Source organism: Sphingobacterium sp. UBA5789 (assembly GCF_002418355.1).
Lineage (GTDB): Bacteria > Bacteroidota > Bacteroidia > Sphingobacteriales > Sphingobacteriaceae > Sphingobacterium.
Genome location: NZ_DIDX01000002.1, coordinates 178,012 through 202,196, shown reverse-complemented (window position 1 = coordinate 202,196; position 24,185 = coordinate 178,012). Strand labels below are relative to the sequence as shown.

At 39.0% G+C, this 24,185-nt stretch carries 19 protein-coding genes; 10 read left to right on the top strand and 9 right to left on the bottom strand.

Features of this window, described 5'->3' with window-relative positions:
• On the bottom strand, positions 1-524 hold a 524-nt coding region (locus B4B65_RS06175; protein ID WP_293914351.1), incomplete at its 3' end, for a hypothetical protein.
• A 561-nt stretch (positions 525-1,085) separates the two neighbouring features.
• Here B4B65_RS06175 and B4B65_RS06170 point away from each other — a divergent pair.
• Together B4B65_RS06170 and B4B65_RS06165 are read left to right on the top strand one after the other, a co-directional pair.
• A complete protein-coding gene (locus tag B4B65_RS06170) occupies positions 1,086-3,242 on the top strand; it encodes an O-antigen ligase family protein (RefSeq protein ID WP_293914349.1) in 2,157 nt (718 codons plus the stop codon).
• Between the two features lie 254 nt (positions 3,243-3,496).
• Positions 3,497-3,742, top strand: coding sequence for a helix-turn-helix domain-containing protein (locus tag B4B65_RS06165; RefSeq protein ID WP_002999910.1), 246 nt, complete (start codon positions 3,497-3,499; stop codon positions 3,740-3,742).
• A 213-nt stretch (positions 3,743-3,955) separates the two neighbouring features.
• Here B4B65_RS06165 and B4B65_RS06160 read toward each other — a convergent pair whose 3' ends face one another.
• The 5 genes from B4B65_RS06160 to B4B65_RS06140 form a co-directional block, all read right to left on the bottom strand.
• Positions 3,956-4,723, bottom strand: coding sequence for an exodeoxyribonuclease III (locus tag B4B65_RS06160; RefSeq protein WP_201680836.1), 768 nt, complete (start codon positions 4,721-4,723; stop codon positions 3,956-3,958).
• Positions 4,724-4,796: 73 nt separating this feature from the next.
• Positions 4,797-5,552, bottom strand: coding sequence for a peptidylprolyl isomerase (locus B4B65_RS06155; protein ID WP_293914346.1), 756 nt, complete (start codon positions 5,550-5,552; stop codon positions 4,797-4,799).
• 17 nt (positions 5,553-5,569) lie between these two features.
• A complete protein-coding gene (locus tag B4B65_RS06150) occupies positions 5,570-5,917 on the bottom strand; it encodes a hypothetical protein (RefSeq protein ID WP_201680838.1) in 348 nt (115 codons plus the stop codon).
• A gap of 92 nt (positions 5,918-6,009) precedes the next feature.
• The gene (locus B4B65_RS06145; RefSeq protein WP_201680839.1) at positions 6,010-6,444 is read right to left on the bottom strand and encodes a low molecular weight protein-tyrosine-phosphatase; all 435 of its coding nucleotides are present in this window, start codon (positions 6,442-6,444) and stop codon (positions 6,010-6,012) included.
• An 86-nt stretch (positions 6,445-6,530) separates the two neighbouring features.
• Positions 6,531-8,096, bottom strand: coding sequence for a Do family serine endopeptidase (locus B4B65_RS06140; protein WP_201680840.1), 1,566 nt, complete (start codon positions 8,094-8,096; stop codon positions 6,531-6,533).
• Positions 8,097-8,307: 211 nt separating this feature from the next.
• On the opposite strand from B4B65_RS06140, the gene dapF reads away from it, so the two are divergent.
• The gene (gene dapF, locus B4B65_RS06135; RefSeq protein WP_201680841.1) at positions 8,308-9,087 is read left to right on the top strand and encodes a diaminopimelate epimerase; all 780 of its coding nucleotides are present in this window, start codon (positions 8,308-8,310) and stop codon (positions 9,085-9,087) included.
• A gap of 109 nt (positions 9,088-9,196) precedes the next feature.
• The gene (locus tag B4B65_RS06130; protein WP_293914341.1) at positions 9,197-12,079 is read left to right on the top strand and encodes a DEAD/DEAH box helicase; all 2,883 of its coding nucleotides are present in this window, start codon (positions 9,197-9,199) and stop codon (positions 12,077-12,079) included.
• A 50-nt stretch (positions 12,080-12,129) separates the two neighbouring features.
• Here B4B65_RS06130 and B4B65_RS06125 read toward each other — a convergent pair whose 3' ends face one another.
• Positions 12,130-12,972: a sugar phosphate isomerase/epimerase family protein gene (locus B4B65_RS06125; protein WP_293914339.1), complete on the bottom strand. Its 843-nt coding sequence runs from the start codon at positions 12,970-12,972 to the stop codon at positions 12,130-12,132.
• A gap of 163 nt (positions 12,973-13,135) precedes the next feature.
• Entirely contained in the window at positions 13,136-14,662 is a 1,527-nt protein-coding gene (gltX, locus tag B4B65_RS06120; RefSeq protein ID WP_293914337.1) for a glutamate--tRNA ligase, read from the bottom strand.
• A 123-nt stretch (positions 14,663-14,785) separates the two neighbouring features.
• Here gltX and B4B65_RS06115 point away from each other — a divergent pair, with 123 nt between their 5' ends.
• From B4B65_RS06115 to B4B65_RS06090, 6 genes are all read left to right on the top strand, one after another.
• A complete protein-coding gene (locus tag B4B65_RS06115) occupies positions 14,786-16,021 on the top strand; it encodes a sensor histidine kinase (RefSeq protein ID WP_201680844.1) in 1,236 nt (411 codons plus the stop codon).
• A complete protein-coding gene (locus tag B4B65_RS06110) occupies positions 15,999-16,520 on the top strand; it encodes a DinB family protein (protein WP_201680845.1) in 522 nt (173 codons plus the stop codon). The genes B4B65_RS06115 and B4B65_RS06110 overlap by 23 nt, the downstream gene beginning before the upstream one ends.
• Positions 16,513-16,941 carry a hotdog fold thioesterase gene (locus tag B4B65_RS06105; protein WP_293914334.1) on the top strand — a complete coding sequence of 143 codons (429 nt, stop codon included), beginning with the start codon at positions 16,513-16,515 and terminating at the stop codon, positions 16,939-16,941. Before B4B65_RS06110 ends, B4B65_RS06105 begins: the two co-directional genes overlap by 8 nt.
• Positions 16,942-17,242: 301 nt before the next feature.
• Entirely contained in the window at positions 17,243-18,514 is a 1,272-nt protein-coding gene (locus B4B65_RS06100) for a sugar MFS transporter (protein WP_201680847.1), read from the top strand.
• Between the two features lie 86 nt (positions 18,515-18,600).
• A complete protein-coding gene (locus tag B4B65_RS06095; RefSeq protein ID WP_293914332.1) occupies positions 18,601-20,334 on the top strand; it encodes a DUF4091 domain-containing protein in 1,734 nt (577 codons plus the stop codon).
• A gap of 24 nt (positions 20,335-20,358) precedes the next feature.
• On the top strand, positions 20,359-21,195 hold the full coding sequence (locus tag B4B65_RS06090) for a DUF2911 domain-containing protein (RefSeq protein ID WP_293914330.1): 837 nt from the start codon (positions 20,359-20,361) through the stop codon (positions 21,193-21,195).
• A 43-nt stretch (positions 21,196-21,238) separates the two neighbouring features.
• Here the strand turns inward: B4B65_RS06090 and B4B65_RS06085 are convergent, their stop codons facing one another.
• Positions 21,239-24,163 carry an FAD-binding and (Fe-S)-binding domain-containing protein gene (locus tag B4B65_RS06085; protein WP_293914328.1) on the bottom strand — a complete coding sequence of 975 codons (2,925 nt, stop codon included), beginning with the start codon at positions 24,161-24,163 and terminating at the stop codon, positions 21,239-21,241.
• Positions 24,164-24,185: the final 22 nt, after the last annotated feature.

Genomic DNA, 24,185 nt, shown 5'->3' with positions numbered 1-24,185 from the left:
ATAACATCTGCCGGTACATTGATCGTAGTCGTAGTACCGTTCTCTGAAGTATACGTATACGTACCGTCTTTATGACCGATAAGAGTCGTAACGGTCTCGTTTTTCTTAACTACTTCAGCCAGGTTTATATTTACAGAATTACCGTTTGCATCTATATAAGAAATCTCATAAGTAGATGGATTGTAGCTAATGTTTGTTGCTCCGGTTGAACTTCCCGCAGCGACCCATTTACTACCATCGTTGTAGTATATACCAGGTCTCACATCGTTTGCGGACACGGTATTGTATACCATCATACCCGCAACATGCTTATTCCCCTGTAATGGTGAAGGGTTTGTCGTTGAAACTAACTCTACACGTGAAAAAAGAAGCCCTTTGAACTTACTCTCAAGTTCTATCATAGCATCTTTATTCGGAAGAGCAGATTCTCCAGTAGTAGACCCATCACTGATTTTTTGCTGAGCATACACAGACCCTACTGATACAACGAAAAATAGGAGAAAGAGAGCCAAACGATTTTTCATATTCTGTAAATTATATTTTGCATTTCAGTTATTATCAAATAAACTTTTACGTCACAACACATATAAAAAAGTCAATCTGATCACGATAAAAACTACTCGTGGCTGCAAAACTAATAAAGGTATGAGAGGCTACTTTTTTTTATTTCGATAGTGTAGTTATCACGCTACAAAATGTGCGTATTTACATATATTCATTAAAATTTTATAGACAATCAACTACATTTAACTGTTAATTCTACATTAAAAAATACACTTAAGGCAATAGATCCGGAAGGTAAACGTTGATGACACATCTAAAAAAAATCACAAGCAGCATATAAAAACAGTTCCTGTTGAAAAACGAAACAGCAAGTATGGGTAACATATAAGGATCAAACCGTTCTTGATTAGCTATACCTCAACACTTTTACCAAAAAAGTGTCGGACATAATAAGAAGTTGATAAACCTGTAGGTAAAAATCGATAATTAAGTAATTAATTCTTCTATAATCAGCTGTATAGGAGAATCCGACCAAAAAAAATGTACTTTCGTATAGTTTTGACTGAAGATCACATTCAAAAATGACAAAATCAAAAAAAACTCATAAGAAGCCTACCCTGAAAAATGACAACAGAAAATCCACTGATGTCACCGAATCATTACCTCCTAAAGAATACGCAGCCAATACTTATGTTTATCTTATTTTCATCGCCCTCTACCTTATTGTAGATATTATTCCACGGGGAGATATTATTGATACGGCTGGTCAGCACAGAATACAATTGGATATCATTAATATCTCGGCGATTATCTATATCCTAAGGAACTTTTCAAAAGGATTTGGTTTTAAGATTTCCTTGTTCTTTAAACAGGTCATACCTGTACTATTTATTTCCTTTTTTGTACTATCCGGTATATCCATCTTTGCCGGTCTCAACAAAGTTGAAGGTCTGCTGGAGTATGCGGGTTACACCACTACATTAATTGCCTTCTTTAATATTTTCGCATTACTATTTTTAGCAAAAGATAACATTAAAGCAATCTCCATTATAGTTACCTGTATTGTTCTATATCAATCCGGTGCCGAACTGTATAAATTCATACGGGAGATTAAAACACTTCCGTTGTGGGATGCAGTCAATAATATAAAATGGAGTACGGGTAATAAAAACATTTTTGGGGCAACTTTGATCGTTAAACTATGCTTTGTAGTCTATACTTTTTTACGCACCAAAGGTATATTCAGGTACATTGCGCTGTTAACTTATTTTATCGCCCTGCTGACTTTATTTTTCATAAGTGCCAGAGCTATATACATCAGTTCTACCCTTATCATTTTATTCATAACTGTCGGTACAACTGTTCTGTATTGGAAATCTGAAAAAAGAAACATTACTCTCCTCCATAATGCTGTTCTCATTTCGCTCTTTGTTATCAGTTTCCTGATTGTTGATAATACCCTTACAAAGTATGCTAAAACCGGATCTGAGAAACAAGTTAATACAGAACAAACCCAGAATAGTTCTTTTATAGAAGAACGAGCACAGACAATTACGGATTTTGATAATGCAGGAACCAATATTCGGCTTTACATGTGGAAAGCTTCGTTAGAAGGTATTAAGGAGCGTCCTTTATTAGGATTTGGTTTAGGTAACTACAAAATAGAGTCGCCAAGAATTACAGGTAAATATTATACATCTAATGTTTTCAACCGCTATAATCACAATGATTTTTTACAGGTCGCTTTCGAAAGTGGTATAATTACTGGCCTCATGTATTTTGGTCTGTTTGTTTTTGCCTTTATTTACACGTTAAAAATTCTTTTCAGAGAGGAATATAATCAGGAAAGGAAATTCGCAGCAATATTGATTTTCAGTGGAATAATCGGATATTTTATAGATTCCGTCTTTAACTTTCCCCTGGCACGCCCCAATATGAATATCATGTTCGTATTATTATTAGCGATGATCATTGCTAATTATGTAAGTGTACAGGTAAAAACAGATACAACAAGCTATAAACCTGTTTACAAATACATCTATTTCTCTGTCTTAATTCTGGCTACAGGAGCTTTTTGCATCAATTACATTAATTACAAATCGTACAAAGCCCAGTATCTGATAGATACAGATTCTGACAATGTAGACTATTCCAATCCTCACCCTAAGTATACTTATCAGCAAGTTGAGCACATGTTGTCAGGATCTATTCCCAACCTGGGGGTTGACAGCGAACCTCTGATTCTCAAAAAAGCAAAATACCTTTACTTTGAAAAAAGATATGAAGAGATGCTTGATATCTTAAAGGATTATAATAAAATAAGCCCATACACGGTGTACGATGACAATATGAAAATGCTGATGTACTCCAATATGGGTAAAGTAGATTCTGCATACAAATACAGTCAGGTCATGTTTAATGAAAGACCATATAGCTATAATGACTATAAGATGAATATCGAACTAGCTGGCAGTAATAAAGATATCAATGGTGTTAAAAAAGCTTTTAATGCCTTTAATAAATACACACAAAGTCAGGAAGCCTACGAATATTATCTTAAAAATTTACTGAAATCAGAGTTTGATTTTAAATCTGACACAACTATTCTGGCAGAAGGAATAAAGCTGTATCCTGAAAGTGAGACTGTAAAATCCTTAAAGAAATATGTTGACTTCTTAAAATCTTCGAATCTGACAGCAGAACAACTCAAACACATCCTCAATCAGAAGCAAAAATAAACTAAGAAATAGTTTTGTGAATGCAAAATCCGAATACTGTACATTAGAAATATCTGTTGAATAATTAGATATTTCTAAATGTATCCCGGTCGAAGTTCTTTCTTATAGAACCGGCTATAATTCTTCTTTCTTAAAATTTTAGCACAGATTTTGCAATTATCCCATAACTGCTATTAACCAATATCAATTGCTTCCAACAAAATATGTGGTACATGTATAGCATTATCGATTCATTTTTTTAACAATTTAAAGCTATGAAAGGAAAAACGAATATTACTCCTTTTGAGCAATCTGTAATTGATTTTGTAGTTAAGTTAAGGAACAGAAAAAACCTTACGCAACAAGACATTGCGACAATTTTGCATGTTGAAAGAACATTTATTACAAGTGTGGAAAGTAAAAACAGCAGAGCGAAGTACAACTTAAACCACCTCAATATGATTGCAGATCATTTTGGCATGTCGCCGAAAGATTTCCTACCGGAAAAACCAATAATATAATTTGGAATAACAGGTATGCCTCAATAAATCCAGTGGCAGTGAAGTATTCTGACAATGCGCACACTAAGTTAAAAGACCAAAGGAGTTCGAAATGGACTAACCTTGGTAATCCAACATCAGGGTTAGCCTTTTCGGATGATCTTACAGTGACGAAAACTTTATCTGTTCTTTCTTACAATACTTATAGTGTCACTTTGCACACTAAAAATCTCTTTACTCACTTATTTCTACTACAACAGGGCAGTGATCTGAATGCATAGCATCATTCAGTAAGTACGATTTCTCAATCTGACTGGCCAACGGCGCTGATACCATATTATAATCAATACGCCAGCCCAGATTCCTTGCTCTGGCACCTGCTCTGTAGCTCCACCAGGAATACTGATGAGGCTCCGGGTTTAAGTGGCGGAAAGAATCAATATACCCCGAATTAATAAAATTTTCCATCCATTCCCGTTCTTCAGGTAAAAATCCGGAAGTATTTGCATTGGATTTAGGGTTATGGATATCTATTGCACGATGGCAGATATTATAATCCCCGCATACAATAAGGTTAGGAATATCCTTTAGAAGATGATCGCTGTATTGCTGAAAATCATCTAAAAACTGATACTTGAAAGTTTGTCGTGTTTCACCAGTTGTACCTGATGGAAAATAAGTACTCATAACCGAGAATTTTTCAAAATCAGCCCGGATTATTCTTCCTTCAAAATCGTACAGCTCGTGTCCGCATCCATATTCTACACGTTTAGGAGAGACCTTTGTAAAGATCGCAGTCCCGCTATATCCTTTCTTCTGTGCAGGATACCAGTAATGCTCATATCCCAATTGCTCCAATAAAGCTATTTCAGGAATCAGGTCCGGTGTAGCTTTTATTTCCTGAAGACAGATCACATCTGCATTCGTACTTTTCAGCCAGTCCAGCCACCCTTTTCTAAGAGCAGCACGCAGACCGTTAACATTATACGTAATGATTTTCACGAGAAAAAAATATAAAGTAAATCTTTAAATTAAATATTGATACAAGTCCTGATAGATCAATTATTCCGAGGTACTAATAATCTTTTCCTGAAAACATATCAAAAAACCGGGTTAGAAAACCTGTTTTAGGTTTCTCCCCTTTAAGTTCCAGTTCAAGGTTTAATGCTTCTCTTCGGGTTAACACTTTCATCGACATCCTTACATCATCTGTCGGCCTGTCCAAAGCATCTGTCTTCACTTTAGCAATTGTTTCCACAACCTCTACCCCATTCAAAAGTTCACCAAAAACGGTATAATTACCATCCAGATGAGGTGTTCCTCCAATAGTAGTATAAATTTTGCGTTGTGCTTCCGTAAACTTGTGCCCTTTTAATTTGAACTGTTCCAGACTATCCAGTCCGGCATTTGTAAATACACGCCCCTCAACCAGATAAAACTGAGATCCTGAAGATGCTTTAGCCGGATTATTATCTCTTGCAGCCCCTATGGTCCCCTTTTTATGGAATAAGGTATCCCGGATTTCCGCATTGATCGTATATTTCGGACCTCCCTCTCCAAGTGCCTGTCCCTTTGCAGCGTGTCGCGAATCAGGATCTCCTCCCTGAATCATAAAATGATTGATCACACGGTGAAACAGCAGACTATCGTAATATCCTTCTTTCACCAGTTTCACAAAATTATCCCGATGTAGCGGAGTTGCGTTGTACAATTTCAACAGACATATGCCTTTATCTGTAGTGATGCTAACATACTTAAATTCAGGTTTAGCAGCCCAGACATACAGGCTGCATGTCATTACAAAAAACAGTAAAATTATTTTTCTCATCATAAAAGAGTAAGCAAAAGCTACATCATTTCCATTTCCTGGAAATAATCGACTATTAAAGATTTTATAATTAGTTCTTGTTCTAATAATGTATAATTCGGAATAGGTTTAATTAATTCCCAGTGTGGCCAGCCTTCCTGATCAACGCCCTGCAATTCATAAAATCCCATTGCACTAAAAAGCTTGCAGGTAGCGATATGCATCAGTTCCTCTTTCTCTCTTTTAGAGAATGTCTGAGGTCCTTTACCTAATTCCTGTACTCCTATCAGGAAAAGCATGACTTTGATATCCGGTATATCCATATCAAAACTTTCCGCCATCTTCCCCTGTAGAACAGACCAACTCTTATTCACTTGACTAGCATTCATATCTATAAACTCAAAAGTAAAAATTAAAAAGGTAAAAACCTTTACAGTAAACGGTACTTATTCTCTAACAGTTTGTTGATAACAAACGATCTTTACTTGAGCTCATTAATCAGTTCTGCACAACGTTTTTCAATCATTTTGTAGACAGGGTCAAACATTTTAGCATCAAAATAAGGGTCAGGAACAGCATTATCCGGAATGAATAATTTTACTTTCTCCCGCTCAGCCACAGAAGTAGTTTGTGCGATTACATCTTTATAATTTTGATTATCCATTACCAGGATATAATCATATCTATCAAACAGAGTTGGATTAAAATGCTGTGCTTTTTGTTTACTGATATCGATTCCATATTTTGCTGCCACCGCTATCGACCGATGGTCCGGAGCCTGTCCGATATGCCAGTCGCCTGTGCCGGCAGAATCAATCTCCCAGTCTAAACCACCTTCATCTACTAAATGTTGTAACACACCATGTGCTAAAGGAGATCTGCAAATATTCCCCAAACAAACCATTAGAATTTTCATGCTCCTAAATTACGATTAAATATTGCAATCAAAAAAGGGTTGCCAGATGTATGGCAACCCTTTGATTTTATCATGACAGTTTTCGTTTAATATTCCACCGGAACATTCAACATAACTGTACTGCCTCTTTCCGGCACACCTTTGATACGGATAATGTTACGATCGGTATCTCCTAATGCAGATTCAATATCATCCACACTATTTACAGGTTTACCATTTATTTCAGTGATGACCAAACCTCTTTCTACTCCAAAGTATTCAAACAGTCCACCACGATTCACTTGCGCTACCACAACTCCGGAATTAACACCCAATTCTTTTTTGCGAGCTGCAGAAGCGGGTACAAAACTAGCACCTAATTTATTGTAAATTTCGGTTGCACTTTTACTGGATCCCGAAGCCGTTTTCTTAGCGTCTTCTTCTGCCTTCAATGTAACGGTTACATTTCTTTCTTTACCACCTGACTTGATAGTAAGATTGACTTTATCACCAGGACGAAGACGCGCTACACGTTCCTGAAGATCTGATGAAGAGTAAATAACTTTGTCTTCGATCTTCGTAATCAGGTCTCCCGGCTTGATTCCAGCAGCTTTAGCAGCCCCATTAGCTACTACATCCTGAACATAAAGACCGTTCAACTCATCAAGACCTTTTTGTTTAGCCAGTTCAGGAGACATTTCTGTAAATGTAACTCCGATCAAGCCTCTTTTTACTGATCCGAACTTCACAAAATCATCCATGATCTTTTTCATCAGATTCACCGGAATAGCAAAGCCATATCCTGCATATACCCCAGTAGGAGATGCAATAGCAGAGTTAATACCGATCAACTCACCGCGGGCATTTACTAAGGCACCGCCACTATTTCCTTTGTTGATCACAGCATCTGTCTGGATGAAAGATTCAATAGCGGTATTAATAATCGGCTCTTCTGATTGCTGACCATAACCTCTTGGATATCCTTGCGGATTTTGAGATTCTCCTAGAATACCAATCTGACGACCTTTTGCACTCACAATACCAGCTGTCACGGTAGACTGTAAACTCAACGGATAGCCTACTGCCAGTACCCACTCGCCAATCTGAACATCGTCCGAATTTCCTAACTTAACAATAGGAAGCTTTGTTGCACTAACTTTCAATAATGCCAGATCCGTATTGGGATCACGCCCGATAACCTTAGCTTCAAAAGTACGCTTGTCCGTCAGCTGCACTTCTATTTTATCAGCATCTTCAACAACGTGATTATTCGTTACGATATAACCATCATCGGAGATAATCACCCCGGAACCCGAAGCCTGTTGTGGGGCACGAGGCTGTGATCTGCGCCCTTGAGGCATTCCGAAAAATTCTTCAAACATATCAAACGGTGATCCGGATTCTCCTCCTCTTGAACCTTTATTTGAATAGGTGGTTCGGATATGTACTACACCCGGAGATACCGCAGCAGCTGCCTGTGTAAAATCAGGGTTACCTGTTGAAGCCATTACTTCACCAGAGGGATTATTTGCATAGTAAACTTTTTGTCTTTCTTCGAAAGACATGTTGTCATAACGTTGATTCTCGAAGAGTTTATACCCTCCGATGGCAATCGCACCACCGAAGGCCGCTGTCATCAATGTTAAAGTGATTTTTTTCATATTATCTTTCATCTTGTGTCTTTTATTAATTTACCAAAAAAACGTTAACACTCATTATTTATAAATCTTATATTCAAATGTAATACCATTTGGCAGCTGTTGTCAAGTCATGTCAGTTAAAAAGTGTTAACAATAAAGCATCTTAAGAAGATTTTAACAAGATTTAACGATTGGCCAAATTATTGTAACAAGAATATTAAATTTGTAGCATATTTCAGCAAAAATGACAGATCAAATCAAATTTTATAAATATCAGGGAGCAGGCAATGATTTTATCCTGATCGATAATCGAAAAGGAGGCTTTGAGCGTTCAAATGAAGACTTAGTAAAACAATTATGCGACCGCAGATTTGGAGTCGGCGCGGACGGATTGATGCTCCTTCAAGATACGAAAAATTTTGATTTTGAAATGGTCTATTATAATGCCGATGGCAGAGAAGGCAGCATGTGTGGCAATGGTGGACGTTGTATTGTCGCATTTGCCCGTGACCTTGATATCATCCGTCAGAACACTGCCTTTTTGGCAGTAGACGGTCCCCATCAGGCTCAAATACATGACAACCAGGTCAATCTGCAGATGATAGATGTAGACCAGGTCACGAAAGATGAAACAGCATATGTTCTCAACACAGGGTCTCCGCATTTTATTAAAACAGTAAGCGATCTCAAAAATATGGATGTGTATAAGGAAGGATACACCATTCGTAATAATGATACCTATAAAAACGAAGGCATCAATGTTAACTTCGTCGAGAAAGAAGAAAACGGATATTTTGTACGCACTTTTGAAAGAGGTGTCGAAGATGAAACATTAGCCTGCGGAACAGGCGCAACAGCAGCCGCAATGGCAATGGCCATCGAAGAAAATCTGGAAGGACAGCTCGAAATACCTATCCGTGTATTGGGCGGACAGCTCTACATTAGCTTCTTCAAAAAAGGGCTTACTTTCAAAGAAGTTTACCTCAAAGGTCCTGCAAACTATGTCTTTGAAGGAAATATTTAAAACGGAACACAAAATTTATCTACATAAAAGGTAGATTATCTCACAAACCAACAAAAAAACCACAAGAATCACTATATTAGAAACCTTTTTAGTGATTTTTAGCTTTTAAATGCAGCAGACAAAAGATAATCTGAGTTACAAACTTGTTTATTCCTTAGGGGAACATCCATATCTGGGGTTCCTGATCGAACCGCACATTGTATTTTTGAATGCAAATGGCAGCTATTCGCTCAAATACAAACGGGTGTTCAGCAACACAGTGGATGAATTTGCAGACAAACTTGATGAAACGGACTATAAGCTTATCAAATTATTAGACGAAACAGAGCAAACCCACGTAATCAAACGCTATCACAAAAAAGCCGTTCGGCCAATAGATTTCTTTGCCAAAATATTTGATAAGAAATTTTACGATTATATCCGTCCGAAATTAGACAACAAATTGCTGAAGGTATTGGATCTTATCGGAGATAAACCGCTGTTTTTAATGAGTAAAGATGGATATCCGGCAGAGCAGCAGCTACATCTTGCCCCTCTTCCGGCATCGGTATTATTCCATTTCCGGCGTAGCGAAGAAGAAACACGTTATTTCCCGACCATCAAGTACGATGACAACCGGATCGAATTTATGTTTAAAGATGCCCAGGTTGTTATCAATGAACAGGCCTGGTTGCTATTGGGAAACACACTCTATCATTTTGATCAGGCTGTGGAAGGGAAGAAACTAAGTCCTTTTCTCAATAAAAGATATATTTCAGTCCCGAGGGGAACGGAGAAAAAGTACTTTGAAACATTCGTATGCGGACTTATTGAAAAATATCATGTCTACGCAGAAGGTTTTGATATCAAAACCTATCAGCACGAAGCCACACCGATCATCAAGCTGGTGCATCTCCATACCGGATCACAATTACAGTTGTTATTTCAGTATGGCCCTTACCTTTTCGAATCCGGAGGTGAACATCGCGTCACAGTAAGAATGACCTATGATGAAGCTGAAGATCTCTACACTTTCCACCGCATAAAACGTTCTCTTGTATGGGAAGAGAAGCAATTTGCCCTTTTAGAAAAACTGGGACTGGAGAAAATCGATAAATTATTTAGCAATCTTATTCCAAACGAACAAAACGGAGGTGAGGTCAATACATTGGAGTGGCTTTCGAAGCATCAGGAACAATTGCTTGAATCCGGCTTTCAGGTTATTCAGGAAGAATCCGCAAAACGATATTTTATTGGAAAAACGGTTCTTGATATAGCCGTTGAAGAAGATAATGACTGGTTTGATGTAAAAGCAGTAGCTCGGTTCGGGCCATACGAGATTCCTTTTATACAATTAAGGAATAATATCCTCAATAACATTCGGGAATTTATACTTCCAAACGGGGAGATTGCGATTATTCCGGAAGAATGGTTCGCACAATACCAACACTTATTTCATTTCTCTTCCACAAAAAACGAGCTTAAACTTAATAAAGTACACATTGGGGTACTTAATGATATCAGTGAACATACCGCACTTACCTTCACACGTAAATTAGAAAAACTTGCTGATTTTGAAGAAATAAGTGATGTTGCCGAACCTAAAAATTTTAAAGGACAGCTACGTCCCTATCAAAAGGCAGGATATAACTGGTTTCATTTTCTGCAACATTATAAATTCGGTGGTGTGCTGGCAGACGATATGGGACTTGGAAAGACTATTCAAACGCTGGCTTTACTTCAAAAACAGAAAGAAGACACCGGAGAGGATGGACAGCCTCATACTTCTCTTTTGATTCTCCCGACTTCTCTGATTTATAACTGGCAAAAGGAAGCGTCCAAGTTTGCTCCCAAACTCAGAATCCTGCTGCATACCGGAACCAACAGGATCAAGGATAACTTCTCCCTTTCACATTTCGATCTGGTGATCACTACATATGGTATTGTACGAAGTGACGAGGAAATGCTTGAAAAGTTTTACTTTAACTACATCATTCTGGATGAAAGTCAGAATATCAAAAATCCTGCATCCAAATCATTTAAAGCTATCAAAAGCCTTAAGAGCCGGCATAAGCTTGCATTAAGTGGTACGCCGGTTGAAAACTCAGTCTCCGACCTTTGGGCGCAGATGCACTTTACCAATCCCGGACTACTCGGCACATTCACGTATTTTCAAAAGGAATTTGTACAGCCTATAGAGAAAAAGAAAGATGAAGAGCGGGCAAAGAAACTACAGTCTATTGTCAAACCTTTTATCCTCAGACGAACAAAAGATCAGGTAGCAACAGAACTGCCTCCTAAAACGGAGCAAATTATCTATTGTGAAATGACTGAAGATCAATCTGAGACTTACGAAAAGGTAAAATCCGAATACCGCAATGCATTGCTAAATGTTAATACTGAAGATAAAGCAAAGACTTCGCAGATAACATTGTTGCAGGGATTGACAAAATTACGTCAGCTGGCTAATCATCCAAAGATGATTGATGATGACTTTGAAGGAAATTCCGGCAAATTTGATTTGGTACTGGAAACCTTAGAATCTGTATTGCATGTTGGAAACAAGGTACTTATTTTTTCTCAATTTGTTAAGCAGCTAAGTATTTTCAGAACTTATTTTGAAGAGAAGGGAATTCAGTATGCTTATCTGGACGGTGCTACGAAAAACCGTTCGGAGGCCGTCGCTGAGTTTCAAAAGAATAAGAATACCAAGCTGTTTCTTATATCCATCAAAGCCGGTGGTGTAGGATTGAATCTTATCGAAGCGGATTATGTATTTATTCTCGACCCGTGGTGGAATCCTGCTGTCGAACAGCAGGCTGTGGATCGGTCGCATCGTATCGGACAGACCCGTAGTGTATTTATTTATAAGTTCATTACAAAAGATACTGTAGAAGAAAAAATACTGGCTATGCAAAACCGAAAAAGAGGAATTGCAAAAAGTCTAATCACTACTGAAGAAAGCTTCATTAAGTCCCTTTCACAGGAAGATCTGAAAGAACTTTTAGGATAAAAAAAGGCATAGGTATTTAATCTTATAAATACCTATGCCTTTTTATGGATTTACAATTGTTTTCTAAAATTAGCTACGCTCTCTTTCACATCTTCTTTATTGTTCTCCCAGTTGTATTCATATTCTGCAGAGATCATTCCTGCAAATTTCTGTCTTTTCAGTTCATTAATAACATCTTTCATTCCGATAACACCGGTGCCCCAATGTACATCGTGAGCTTTCTTATCTCCAAATACATTCAGATCCTTGAAATGAACATGGAAAATACGGCCTTCCAGTTTTTTTAAGGATTCTACAGGATTAAGTCCCGAACGTACCCAGTGTCCTACATCTGCACAAGCTCCCATTCTTTCACTTTTACCTTTTAATAAAGTCACGATTTTATCCGGATTCCAATAGAATGAAGGATTAGGATGATTGTGGATGGCAGCTTTAATATCATATTTATCACACAAATGAGATACTGTCTCCAGATCCGCCTCTTTTGGTTCACAATTAATAACCGGAATATCCATTGATTTTGCAAAAGCAAATATCTTTTCCCATTCTGCAGCATCTTTTCCGGATACTACTCCATATGCCTGAAGGGAAATATTCTTCTTCTTCAACAAAGCCTTAACTGCTTTTTTACTTTCTTCAGAAAGGTTATAATCCATCTTTCCTACAATTCCTCCGCCAATTTCCTGACCAGGAAAAGCCTCTACATAACGCAGATCACAGCTGTCAATTTTATCTAAAGCCTGAGCAAAAGTAAAGAGTCTGAACGTGTAAGCCTGTGAACCCAGCTTCCAGTTTAATTTTTTCTCAGGATAAGTTGTTGTCTTTTTCTGAGCGTAAACCGATACTGTCGTTAGTGCAATCAATGCACAAATAAGGAGTTTTATGTTTCTCATATTAGTAGTTTTTGCATCCGTAATGAGGATGGTTGATCTTCCAAATGTACTTATTTGGACTGCATTCATAAAGTGAATAGTCTATCATTTCTGTTATAAAAAAAGCCCGTCCGGAAATACTTGCATTCCGGACGGGCTTGTTCCTTTAGTACTGTGCTATTCTTTAGCTAAATAAAGGTAATGCTTTGCCAATACGTCGAATAACCTCGTCTTTACCCAAAAGTTCTGTTATCTGGAAAACATCGGGGCCAAACTTTCCACCTACCAGCATAATACGGTATGGCATCATCAATTCGCCCATCTTAAGGCCTGAACTTGCTATTTTCTCTTTGAACAAAGGCTCTAATATTTCTGCTTTCCAATCAGACTGTTGTTCAAAATCATGTATTATTTCCTGAAAAAAAGCTGTTTTTTGTTCATTCCATTTCGGCTTCACAGCTTCCACATCGTATTGTTCCGGAGTTACAAAAAAGAACGATGCCTGTGTCCAGAAATCTTCAACATAGGTGAGACGCTCTTTGACAGCGCCTAATACGGTTAACATATATGCGTCAGTCTGTGTAGAGGGGTCAACCCCATGTTGTTGTATATTTTCTTTTATTTTAGGTAACAGAGCAACATCATCCGTACGTTTGATCCACTCATGATTGAACCATTTTGCTTTTTCAAAATCAAACTTAGCTCCAGCTTTGCTGACACGTGAAACAGAGAATTTCTCGATCAGCTCTGCCAATGAAAACAATTCCTGCTCAGTCCCGTCATTCCACCCCAATACTCCCAGCATATTAACAAATGCTTCCGGTAAAAAGCCTAATTCTCTAAATCCTTTAGTCAGATCTCCGGTCTTAGGATCGGTCCAGTTCATTGCATATACCGGAAATCCCAGACGATCACCATCACGCTTGCTCAACTTACCGTTACCATCTGGTTTCAGAATTAACGGCAGGTGTGCCCATTGAGGCATTTCAGCAGACCAGCCCAGATATTCCCAAAGCAATATATGTACTGGAGCAGATGGCAACCACTCTTCCCCTCTGAAGATATGACTGATTTCCATAGCTTTATCATCTACGACTACAGCAAGATGATAAGTCGGCATTCCGTCCGCTTTCAATAGGACTTTATCGTCTACAAGACCGGTTTCAAAGCTCACTCTTCCACGAATCATATCCTCAAAAGAAACGGTCTCTTCCTGAGGCATTTTGATACGAATAGTATGAGAATGACCTTCAGCCAGCAATTGTTGCGTTTCTTCAGCAGATAGACTCAACGAGTTACGAAGGATCATACGATTCTCATGACTATATCTGAAGTTGGGCTGAATCTTTCTTTGCTCATCCAATTCCTCTGCGGTATCAAACGCATAGTAGGCATATCCCTTTTCTACCAACTGTTCTGCATACTGACGGTAAGAAGGTTTACGCTCACTCTGTCTGTATGGACCATAAGCACCTTCTTTGGAGGGGCTTTCGTCCGGTACTATTCCGCACCAGGCGAGGCATTCATTGATATATTCCTCAGCTCCCGGGACAAATCTTGTCTGATCCGTATCCTCAATACGAAGGATAAATTCACCTTGATGCTGACGTGCAAACAAATAGTTAAATAAGGCTGTACGTACACCTCCTAAGTGCAGACCGCCGGTAGGACTGGGAGCAAAGCGCACCCTAACTCTTTTTTGAGAACTCATACTGCAAAATTACCATAAAATTTTTTATTTGCGACAACTGTTATCTTCTGTTAAAGTTTGACCATATTTATCACAACTCATCTATTTTCCCTATTTTGCAGCATCATTTTGCAAAATCGGCGCATGAATCCTTATCAATACAATAAACAACGCTGGAAATTTTTATTACTGATTTTTGCAGCGATCATCGCTGGAGCATCTCTTTTCTACACCAATAATCTGGTCAAAAATCTGTCTGCATCTGAACGGACAAAAGCCCAGGTATGGGCGATGAGTACCAAAAGTATTATTACCATGCCCGATGTAGATGACGAGTTTATCACTTTCATCTATGCTGTAAGAGATAGTCTCGCACTGCCTGCCATTATCACAGATCAGAAGGATAACATTATATTCTGGAGAGATCTGGATCCTACTAAAACTAATATCAAACACAGCGAACAGGATTCTGTCGCAGCCAATACCCCGGTCTATGATCCCGGATACTTTCAGAAAGAACTGAAGGAAATGAAGCGTAGTCATCCGCCTATTACCATTAATCTGGATAATGGAGACCAATGGCAGGTATTTTATAAAGACTCTAATGAACTTATACAGCTCAGGATATTTCCTTATGTACAGCTATCCGTTATTGCAATTTTTCTTATAATCGCTTACACGGTATTTAATTCGATCAAAAAGTCAGAGCAAAACCTGGTATGGGTGGGTATGGCAAAAGAAGCCGCACATCAGTTAGGCACACCAATTTCCTCTTTAATGGGTTGGCTGGAACTTGTCAGAATGAGGTTTGATGCAGAGGATGATAATATTCTGAACGAAATGGAAAGAGATGTCAAACGGCTGGAGATTGTCGCTGATCGGTTTTCCAAGATCGGCTCCATACCGTCCTTATCTAACTACAATGTATATACAATTGTGAATGATTTCATCAATTATTTCAGAATACGGACCAGTGATAAAATTACATTCACCCTTACGGGTGACACCCATATAGAAGCCAAGCTTAATGCACCTCTGTTTGACTGGATCCTCGAAAATCTGCTCAAAAATGCAGTAAATGCTATTGAATCAGAAGGGTTAGTCAGTGTTAACATTTCAGAAAACATTGCAAAAGAAGAAATTTTTATAGACATTAGTGATACGGGAAAAGGAATTCCGAAATCAAATTTTGAGACCGTCTTCCAACCGGGCTTTACAACCCGTAAAAGAGGATGGGGGTTGGGACTGAGCCTGACCAAACGTATGGTAGACTATCATAAAGGACAGATTTTTGTCAAAGAATCCGAAATAGGAAAAGGAACAACATTTAGAATAGTATTAAAAAGTAATTTAAGATATGAACCCACTCAAATCGGATGAGTATCCGGCAATCTATGCGGACTACATTGAAACTATTGTCGGAGACGTAATGGAAGTCCTGGAAGAGCAGCTGAGCACCTTTCCTGCTTTTATTTCATCTATCCCCAAAGAGAAAGAGCTGTACAAATATGCAGAGGATAAATGGTCGATTAAAGAGGTATTGTGCCACATTCTGGATGCAGAACGCGTCATGTCCTACCGTGCATTGCGGTTTGCAAGAAATGATATGACTTCATTACCTGCATTTGAACAGGAAGAGTTTGTACAAAACGGACGGCACAATGAACGCACACTGGAAAGTATAATTGAGGAGTTCAATTATCTCAGACGATCAAATTTATCCTTGTTTCATACTTTTAATGAGACGGAATTGAATCGTAAAGGGATGGCTTCAGACCGTCTCATCAGTGTTCGTGCATTTGTTTATATTGTAGCCGGCCACTTGAACCATCATAAATTTATTATACAAGAACGTTATCTTAATCCTGACAATGAGTAGTATCTGGTTTAAAGAATATAATCTGGATGAACTAAACGTCATATTTGAAAAAAATATGACTGGTTTTCTGGGTATTAAAGCAACTGAACTGACAGAGAACAGCATTACGGCAACTATGCCTGTTAATGAAAAGACTAAACAGCCATTTGGCCTTTTGCATGGAGGAGCTTCTGTAGTATTAGCCGAATCTGTAGGAAGCATTGCTTCTAATATGGTTGTCAATGACGAAAAATATATGGGCGTAGGATTAGAGATTAATGCAAATCATATACGGTCAGCAACAGATAAAGAGGTAACAGCTGTATGTAGCCCCTTACATATCGGTGCTACAACACATGTCTGGGATATACGGATTAATAATCATCGCGGGCAATTGCTTTGCATATCGAGACTTACGGTTGCTATTGTTCCAAAAAGATAATTTGTTACAAAACTTTTTAAAAAATACATTGTCTAATACGTATATAAACCATTTTCTTGGTTTTGTGATACGGTTTAGGTTTTTAGAGCGGTTCCACCCCCTGGATTCGCTCTTCTTTTGTAATATCCTTAGTATAATTAATATAAAACTGAGGTTTTTTTATTAATATTATAAGATTTTTTAACCTGTCTATCGATTTAACAAACGTTTGCATAAACATTTGCATTTAAAAAGTGAAATTATTTCAGTAGCCTTGTAATAAAGATTTTTTCCAACAATAAAATAATCTATAATCCTAAACATGGAACCACAAAAAACTAATCAACAATCTACTCTGGGCCCAATGATAATCATTGGCTCGCTTTTTTTCATCTTTGGTTTTGCCACGTGGCTTAACTCTCTTCTTATTCCATACCTGAAAATAGCATGTGAATTATCAGAGTTTCAATCGTACCTGGTGACTTTTGCTTTTTACATTGCGTACTTAGTGATGGCACCTGTATCTACACGTGTACTTGACAAATTCGGCTTCAAGAAGGGGATGTCTATTGCGCTTGGCATTATGGCAGTAGGTGCGTTGTTATTTATTCCTGCAGCCTATATGCGTACCTATGCGATCTTTTTGATTGGTTTATTTGTTATGGGCGGAGGGTTGGCCATTCTTCAAACCGCATCTAATCCCTACATCACTATTATAGGTCCTGTCGAAACAGCTGCACGCCGAATCAGTATCATGGGTATCTGTAATAAATTTGCAGGTGCTCTTGCCCCTATTATTCTGGGTATGTTCCTGAATCTTGAACAAGCGGATCAGGTTACAAAACAGATGGACAGCATGACGCCTGAGCAACATGCCGCAGCACTGGATCAAGTTGCTCTTCAGGTTGTTAACCCTTACATCGGTATCGTTGTAGTCTTACTTATTCTTTCTATTTGGATTTCATTTTCAAATTTACCCGAAGCAAAAGGTAATGAAGAAGAGACATCGGATCATCATCAGGTCTCAGAAGGCAAGAAGAGTGTGTTCGATTTTCCACATGTTATACTAGGTTTTGTTGCTCTATTTCTCTATGTAGGAGTCGAAGTATTGGCCGGTGATAGTATTATAGCCTATGGAACATCTCAGGGCGTAGCGTTAGGCACTGCCAAATTCTTTACATCTTTCACTATGGGAGCAATGGTTGTCGGTTATCTTATCGGAATCGTAGCTATTCCTAAGTATCTGTCTCAGGAAAATGCACTTAAATTCTGTGCAATATTAGGTGCTATTTTCTCTATGGGAATTGTATTTACCAATGGAATGGTCTCCCTGACTTTTGTGGCATTACTTGGTTTTGCAAATTCATTAGTATGGCCGGCAATTTGGCCGCTTGCACTTAAAGGTGTAGGCAAGTTTACCAATGCTGTTTCAGGTCTGTTGGTAATGGGTATTGCCGGAGGGGCAATAATCCCGCTTCTGTACGGAAAACTTTCGGGATTAATTGGCTCACATCAGGCATACTGGATTGCACTACCATGCTATCTGTTTATTTTATATTATGCTGTATCCGGCCACAAAGCAGGTAAAGCATAAATTCAATCTTTAAATTTTAAACTTTTTAAAAGCAATTATAGACACGTATTATAATTGCTTTTTTAGCATAATTACACCTTAATACTATGAGCATCAAACCTTTTTTAACAGGCTTAACACTGTTTTGTTCTACCTTGTTGTTCGGGCAGATCGGACATGAGTCTGCTGATCCGAAACCCGGTAGTTCTGCTAATTGGAAGACCGTTAGTCCCGACATTAATCTTTCCTTTTCATCAACCAATTTTAGTCACTCCAAGACCACGCCCCCTCAGCAGCAGGTATTGACAAAATCATGGACTCAGAAGGCCTGGAAGGGTGAGAAAGTCGGAATACAGGCCGTGCTGTGGTCTTCAAAAGATTTTCAGGATATCGACTTGTCTGTAACAGACCTGACCGCTGCTTCTAAAAATACCATCAGCCGAGATCATATCACCATCAGCTATGTAAGCTATGTTATGTCGGATCTTATTGGAAATCTCAAATCTGGTTGTGGTATCAGCGGAAAACTGGATTCTATCTTAGTGGCTGACCGTATTGAAAACGAACAACACTTTCAATATGAGAAAAATACAACCCGCCCGATATGGATATCTCTGGATATTCCGCAGAACACCAAAGCTGGCATCTATAAAGGTAAGGTCATAGCAAAAAGTGGTAATAAAGCTCAGGAAATCAATTATAGTATAGAGGTTCTGGATCATACATTACCCACCAGCGACCAGTGGCAGTTTCACCTGGATCTCTGGCAGAACCCGTTCTCTACCGCACGTTACTATAATGTAGAGCCTTTTTCAGATAAACACCTGGAGATATTAAAACCCTACATGCAGAAGTTAGCCAGTGCCGGACAAAAGAGTATTACCGCCAGTATTATTCATGATCCCTGGAACGGACAGACGTATGATAAATATCAGACGATGATCAAATGGATTAAAACGAAAGATGGCAACTGGAAATATGACTACAGCAATTTTGATAAATGGGTCAAATTTATGACCGATCTGGGCATGGGTAAATTCATCAATTGCTATAGTATGATTCCCTGGGATCCAAAATTTTACTATGAAGATGAGGCTACAGGAAAGACGACCTTCTTAAAAGCGGCACCGACCTCTGAGGAGTATAAAAAACACTGGCTTCCTATGCTGAAAGATTTTGCCCGCCATTTAAAAGAAACTGGTAATTTTAACCGTACTACTATTGCGATGGACGAAAGACCTATGGATCAGATGCAAAGTGCCATTGCTATTATTAAAGAAGCTGATCCTTCTTTCAAAATCTCGCTGGCGGGAACATACCATAAAGAGTTGTCAGACGATCTGGCGGATTATTGTATTACGCTGAAGGAAGACATGGATAAAGAAGTCTTGGAAAGCAGAAAAGCCAAAGGGCTTACTACTACTTTCTACACCTGTTGTACCGAACCCTTCCCAAATACATTTACCAGTTCAGGCTACAGTGAAGCCACATGGCTACCCTGGAATAGTGTACAGCGCGGATTTGACGGATATCTCCGTTGGGCCTTTGACTGTTGGAACAAAAATCCTAACTTAGATACGCGTTTCGGGACCTGGCTGGCAGGTGATGCATGGTTTATCTATCCGGATGTAAAGACTTCAATCCGTTTTGAAAAACTCATTGAAGGAGTACAGGATGCAGAGAAAATCAGAATTATCCGAGAAAAGCTTAAAAAGGAAGGCAAGACTGCCGAACTTAATAAGTTAGAGTCTGTTATTCAGGGATTCAATAATAAAAATATCCATCAGAATACGATTCACGATCAGGTAATAAAAGCACGTGAATACCTGAATAGCTTATAATATTTAAGAATACACTAAACAGATATGAAAAAGTCAATTTTAACATTATTAGTTGCTTCAGCTTTAGCTTTCGGAGCTCAGGCGCAACTGAAAATACCTCAGCCAAGCAGTGCTACTGAAGTTAAGCAGGCGATCGGGATTCACAACGTAGTATTGAATTATAGCCGCCCGAATACAAACGGACGTACTATTTTCGGTGATCTTGTACCTTACGGACAAGTGTGGCGTACAGGTGCTAATACGGTGTCAACACTGACATTTGAAGAAGAAGTCACTGTTCAGGGAACAAAAGTTCCTGCAGGAACTTATGGGATTTTCACCATTCCTAACAAAAATGAATGGACAATTATTCTGAGTAAAAACAGTAAACAATGGGGAGCATATACGTACAAACAAGAAGAAGATCTTGTACGTTTCAATGTGAAACCAACCACATTAGCGAATAAAGTAGAAACGTTTACCATTAGTTTTGATCAGGTAACGACGACTTCCGGAGTAGTGAGCATCGCATGGGATAAAGTTTCCGTACAATTCAACATCAAGGTAGACCAGTCAAAAGAAATATTAGCTTCTATTGATCAGGCAATGCAAGGTGAGAAAAAACCTTATTTTCAAGCTGCATTATATTATTTCAACAACAATCTGGACATCAAAAAAGCAGTTGAATGGGTTAGTATTGCAGATCAGGGAAATACTGAGGCTCCGTGGATTAAATACTGGAAGTCACAGATTCTGTTAAAATCCGGTGATAAAAAAGGTGCTGCAGAGACTGCTCAACAAGGTATTGACATGGCTAAAGCGGGTAAAAATGATGAATATATCAAATTAAACACGCAGGCTTTGAATAACGCCAAAAAATAATATTGCGCATCAGCACAAATAATAATGCCCGGAAATCCGGGCATTATTTGTTTAATAAGGCATCGTACAGTATCTCGACAGGATGCATCGCTTTTACACCTGTACCATCTTGGATCTGATGGCGACAACTTGTCCCCGGAGCAGCAATAAGCTGTTGTGCAGCTTTATTTCTCACCTCTGGAAATAGGACAAGTTCACCGATCTGCATAGACACGTCGTAATGTTCCGCTTCGTATCCGAATGAACCAGCCATCCCGCAGCATCCTGAAGCAATTAATTCTACATCATAATGTGCAGGAAAACTTAATATCTTCTCAGAGGTTGCCTGAAGTTTCCAGGCCTTTTGCTGACAGTGTCCATGAAGTTTGATGGAACGTTGTTCCTGCGAAAACTCGGAACTGGAGATTTTACCTGACGAAATTTCTTTCAACAGAAATTCATCAATCAGCAAGGCATTAGCGGCTACCTTTCGGGCATCTTCCAAGAGGTATTCATCTACAAGATCTACATATTCATCTCTGAAAGTCAATATCGCAGACGGTTCTACTCCTATCAGAGGCGTCTCAGCCGTAATCCTCGATTTAAAAATATTGATCTGTTGCTCCGCTATTTTCTTTGCTTCACGCAGAAAACCCTTAGACATCAGCGCTCTTCCGCTCTGCGGATGAGGAATCATTAATACCTCATAATGCAAGCCTTCCAGCAGCCTTATGGTTTTCTTGCCTAATTCTACATCATTATAGTTTGTAAATTCGTCACAAAAGAAATAGACTGTACCTCTGATTTCTTTCGTATAAAGAGGTTTCTCCCGCGACAGGAACCATTTTCTAAGACTAAGAGTGCCAATGGTCGGGAGAGAGCGTTTCGGAGCAATGCCAACAGCTTTTTTAATCAGCTTACTTATCCATGCATTTGATACAGACCAATTGTAAAGCCCAGGGAAGAAAGAACCTAATCTGGATACCTGATCTATATTAGCAATCATACGCGTGCGCAACGGTACTCCGTTAGCATCATGATAAGCCTGTAAAAAGTCTGCTTTCAATTTAGCCATATCGACACTTGAAGGGCATTCACTTTTGCAACCTTTACAGCTCAGACAAAGATCCATGACAGATTTGATCTCTTCATGATCAAAAGGATTTTCCTTTGTCGAGTGCGTGAGCATTTCCCGCAGTATATTAGCTCTTGCACGGGTAGTATCCTGCTCATTCCGGGTTGCCATATAAGATGGACACATGGTACCGCCTGAAATATTTAGTTTACGACAATCCCCGGAACCATTACACTGCTCCACATGTTGCAAAATGTTTTGTCCGGGATATCTGAATATCGATTTTATGGTTGCCACAGGCGCATCCGGCTCATAGCGAAGCATAGTATTCATAGCCGGAGTATCCACAATCTTACCCGGATTAAAAATATTATCCGGATCCCATGTCTTCTTAATTTCCTTAAGCAGATTGTAATTATGTTCGCCGATCATGTAAGCGATAAACTCGCCCCTCAATCTGCCGTCACCATGTTCTCCGCTTAATGATCCTTTATATTTTTTAACCAGAACAGCTATCTCCTGTGCGACCGTTCTGAACAGCTTATTTCCTTCTTTCGTTTTCAGATTCAGGATTGGCCGGAGATGCAATTCACCGGTAGCTGCATGAGCATAGTGCACAGAATAAAGCCCGTATCTGGCCAGTATGGTATTGAACTCCTGAATATATTCAGGCAGATCCGCAACATCCACAGCTGTATCTTCAATAACAGCTACCGCCTTCTCATCGCCCGGTAGATTACTCAACAATCCTAAACCAGCTTTCCGAAGTGCCCAGATCCTTTGCATATCCTTTCCGAAAATAACAGGAAAGTGATATCCCAGGCCTTGCGACCGCATCTCATCCTCTACTACCTTCACTTTTTGCAGAATGGCTTCATCATCATCTCCATCATATTCCACAACCAGAATGGCTTCCGGATCTCCTTCTATAAAAAAACGATTCTGACGTTGTTCCAGATTATTTTTGGTACACTCCAGAATATAATGGTCTATAAGTTCACAACTTCGCGGTTGATATTTTAAGGCGATAAGATTCGCCCTCAATGCATCCTGCAAAGTCTTAAAATGGATTCCGGCCAAAGCTGTTTTCTTTGTATGTAACGGATCAACGTGCAATTTGATCTCCGTAATAAAAACGAGGGTTCCTTCCGATCCGGCAATCAGTTTGCAGAAGTTGAATGGTTCGGTTCCTGCTGTAAAAGGATCCGTTTCCAGTAACAAATCCAGGGCGTAACCCGTATTACGGCGAGGTATACTTTTCCGGGGAAATTCTTTTCGTATTTCTTCCTGATTACCATAATCGCCCAATATGGTCTTCATTTGCTGATAAAGCTTGCCTTCAAGTGTTTTTAATTCACTTTTTGCGATGAACTGATCAAATGCCAGCGGTCCGAACTCAACTTCAGAGCCATCACTCAGCAATCCTTTAATGGCTATACAGTGCTCTCTTGCACTTCCATATATCAGCGAATTGGAACCACAGGAGTTATTACCAACCATACCACCGATCATAGCACGATTAGCTGTAGATGTCTCCGGTCCAAAGTAAAGCCCGTAAGGCTTCAGATACATATTCAATTCGTCACGTATCACTCCGGGCTGTACACGTACCCATGACTCTTCTTTATTGATCTCTACTACTTTTGTCCAATATTTAGACACATCCACGACAATCCCATTCCCTACCACCTGTCCGGCCAGAGAAGTGCCCGCAGTACGTGGAATCAATGCACTTTTTTCCGTCCTGGCAAATGCAATTAACTCCTGCAGATCTTTCACATTTCTGGGATAGGCTACAGCAGTCGGCATTTCCCGATATGCAGAGGCATCCGTTGCATAGAGTATCTTTGTCTGATTATCCCACAACAGCTCCCCTTCGAGTACTTCACTTAATATCCGAAGTTTTTCTTCCATATATTCACCTGTTCTACCGAAG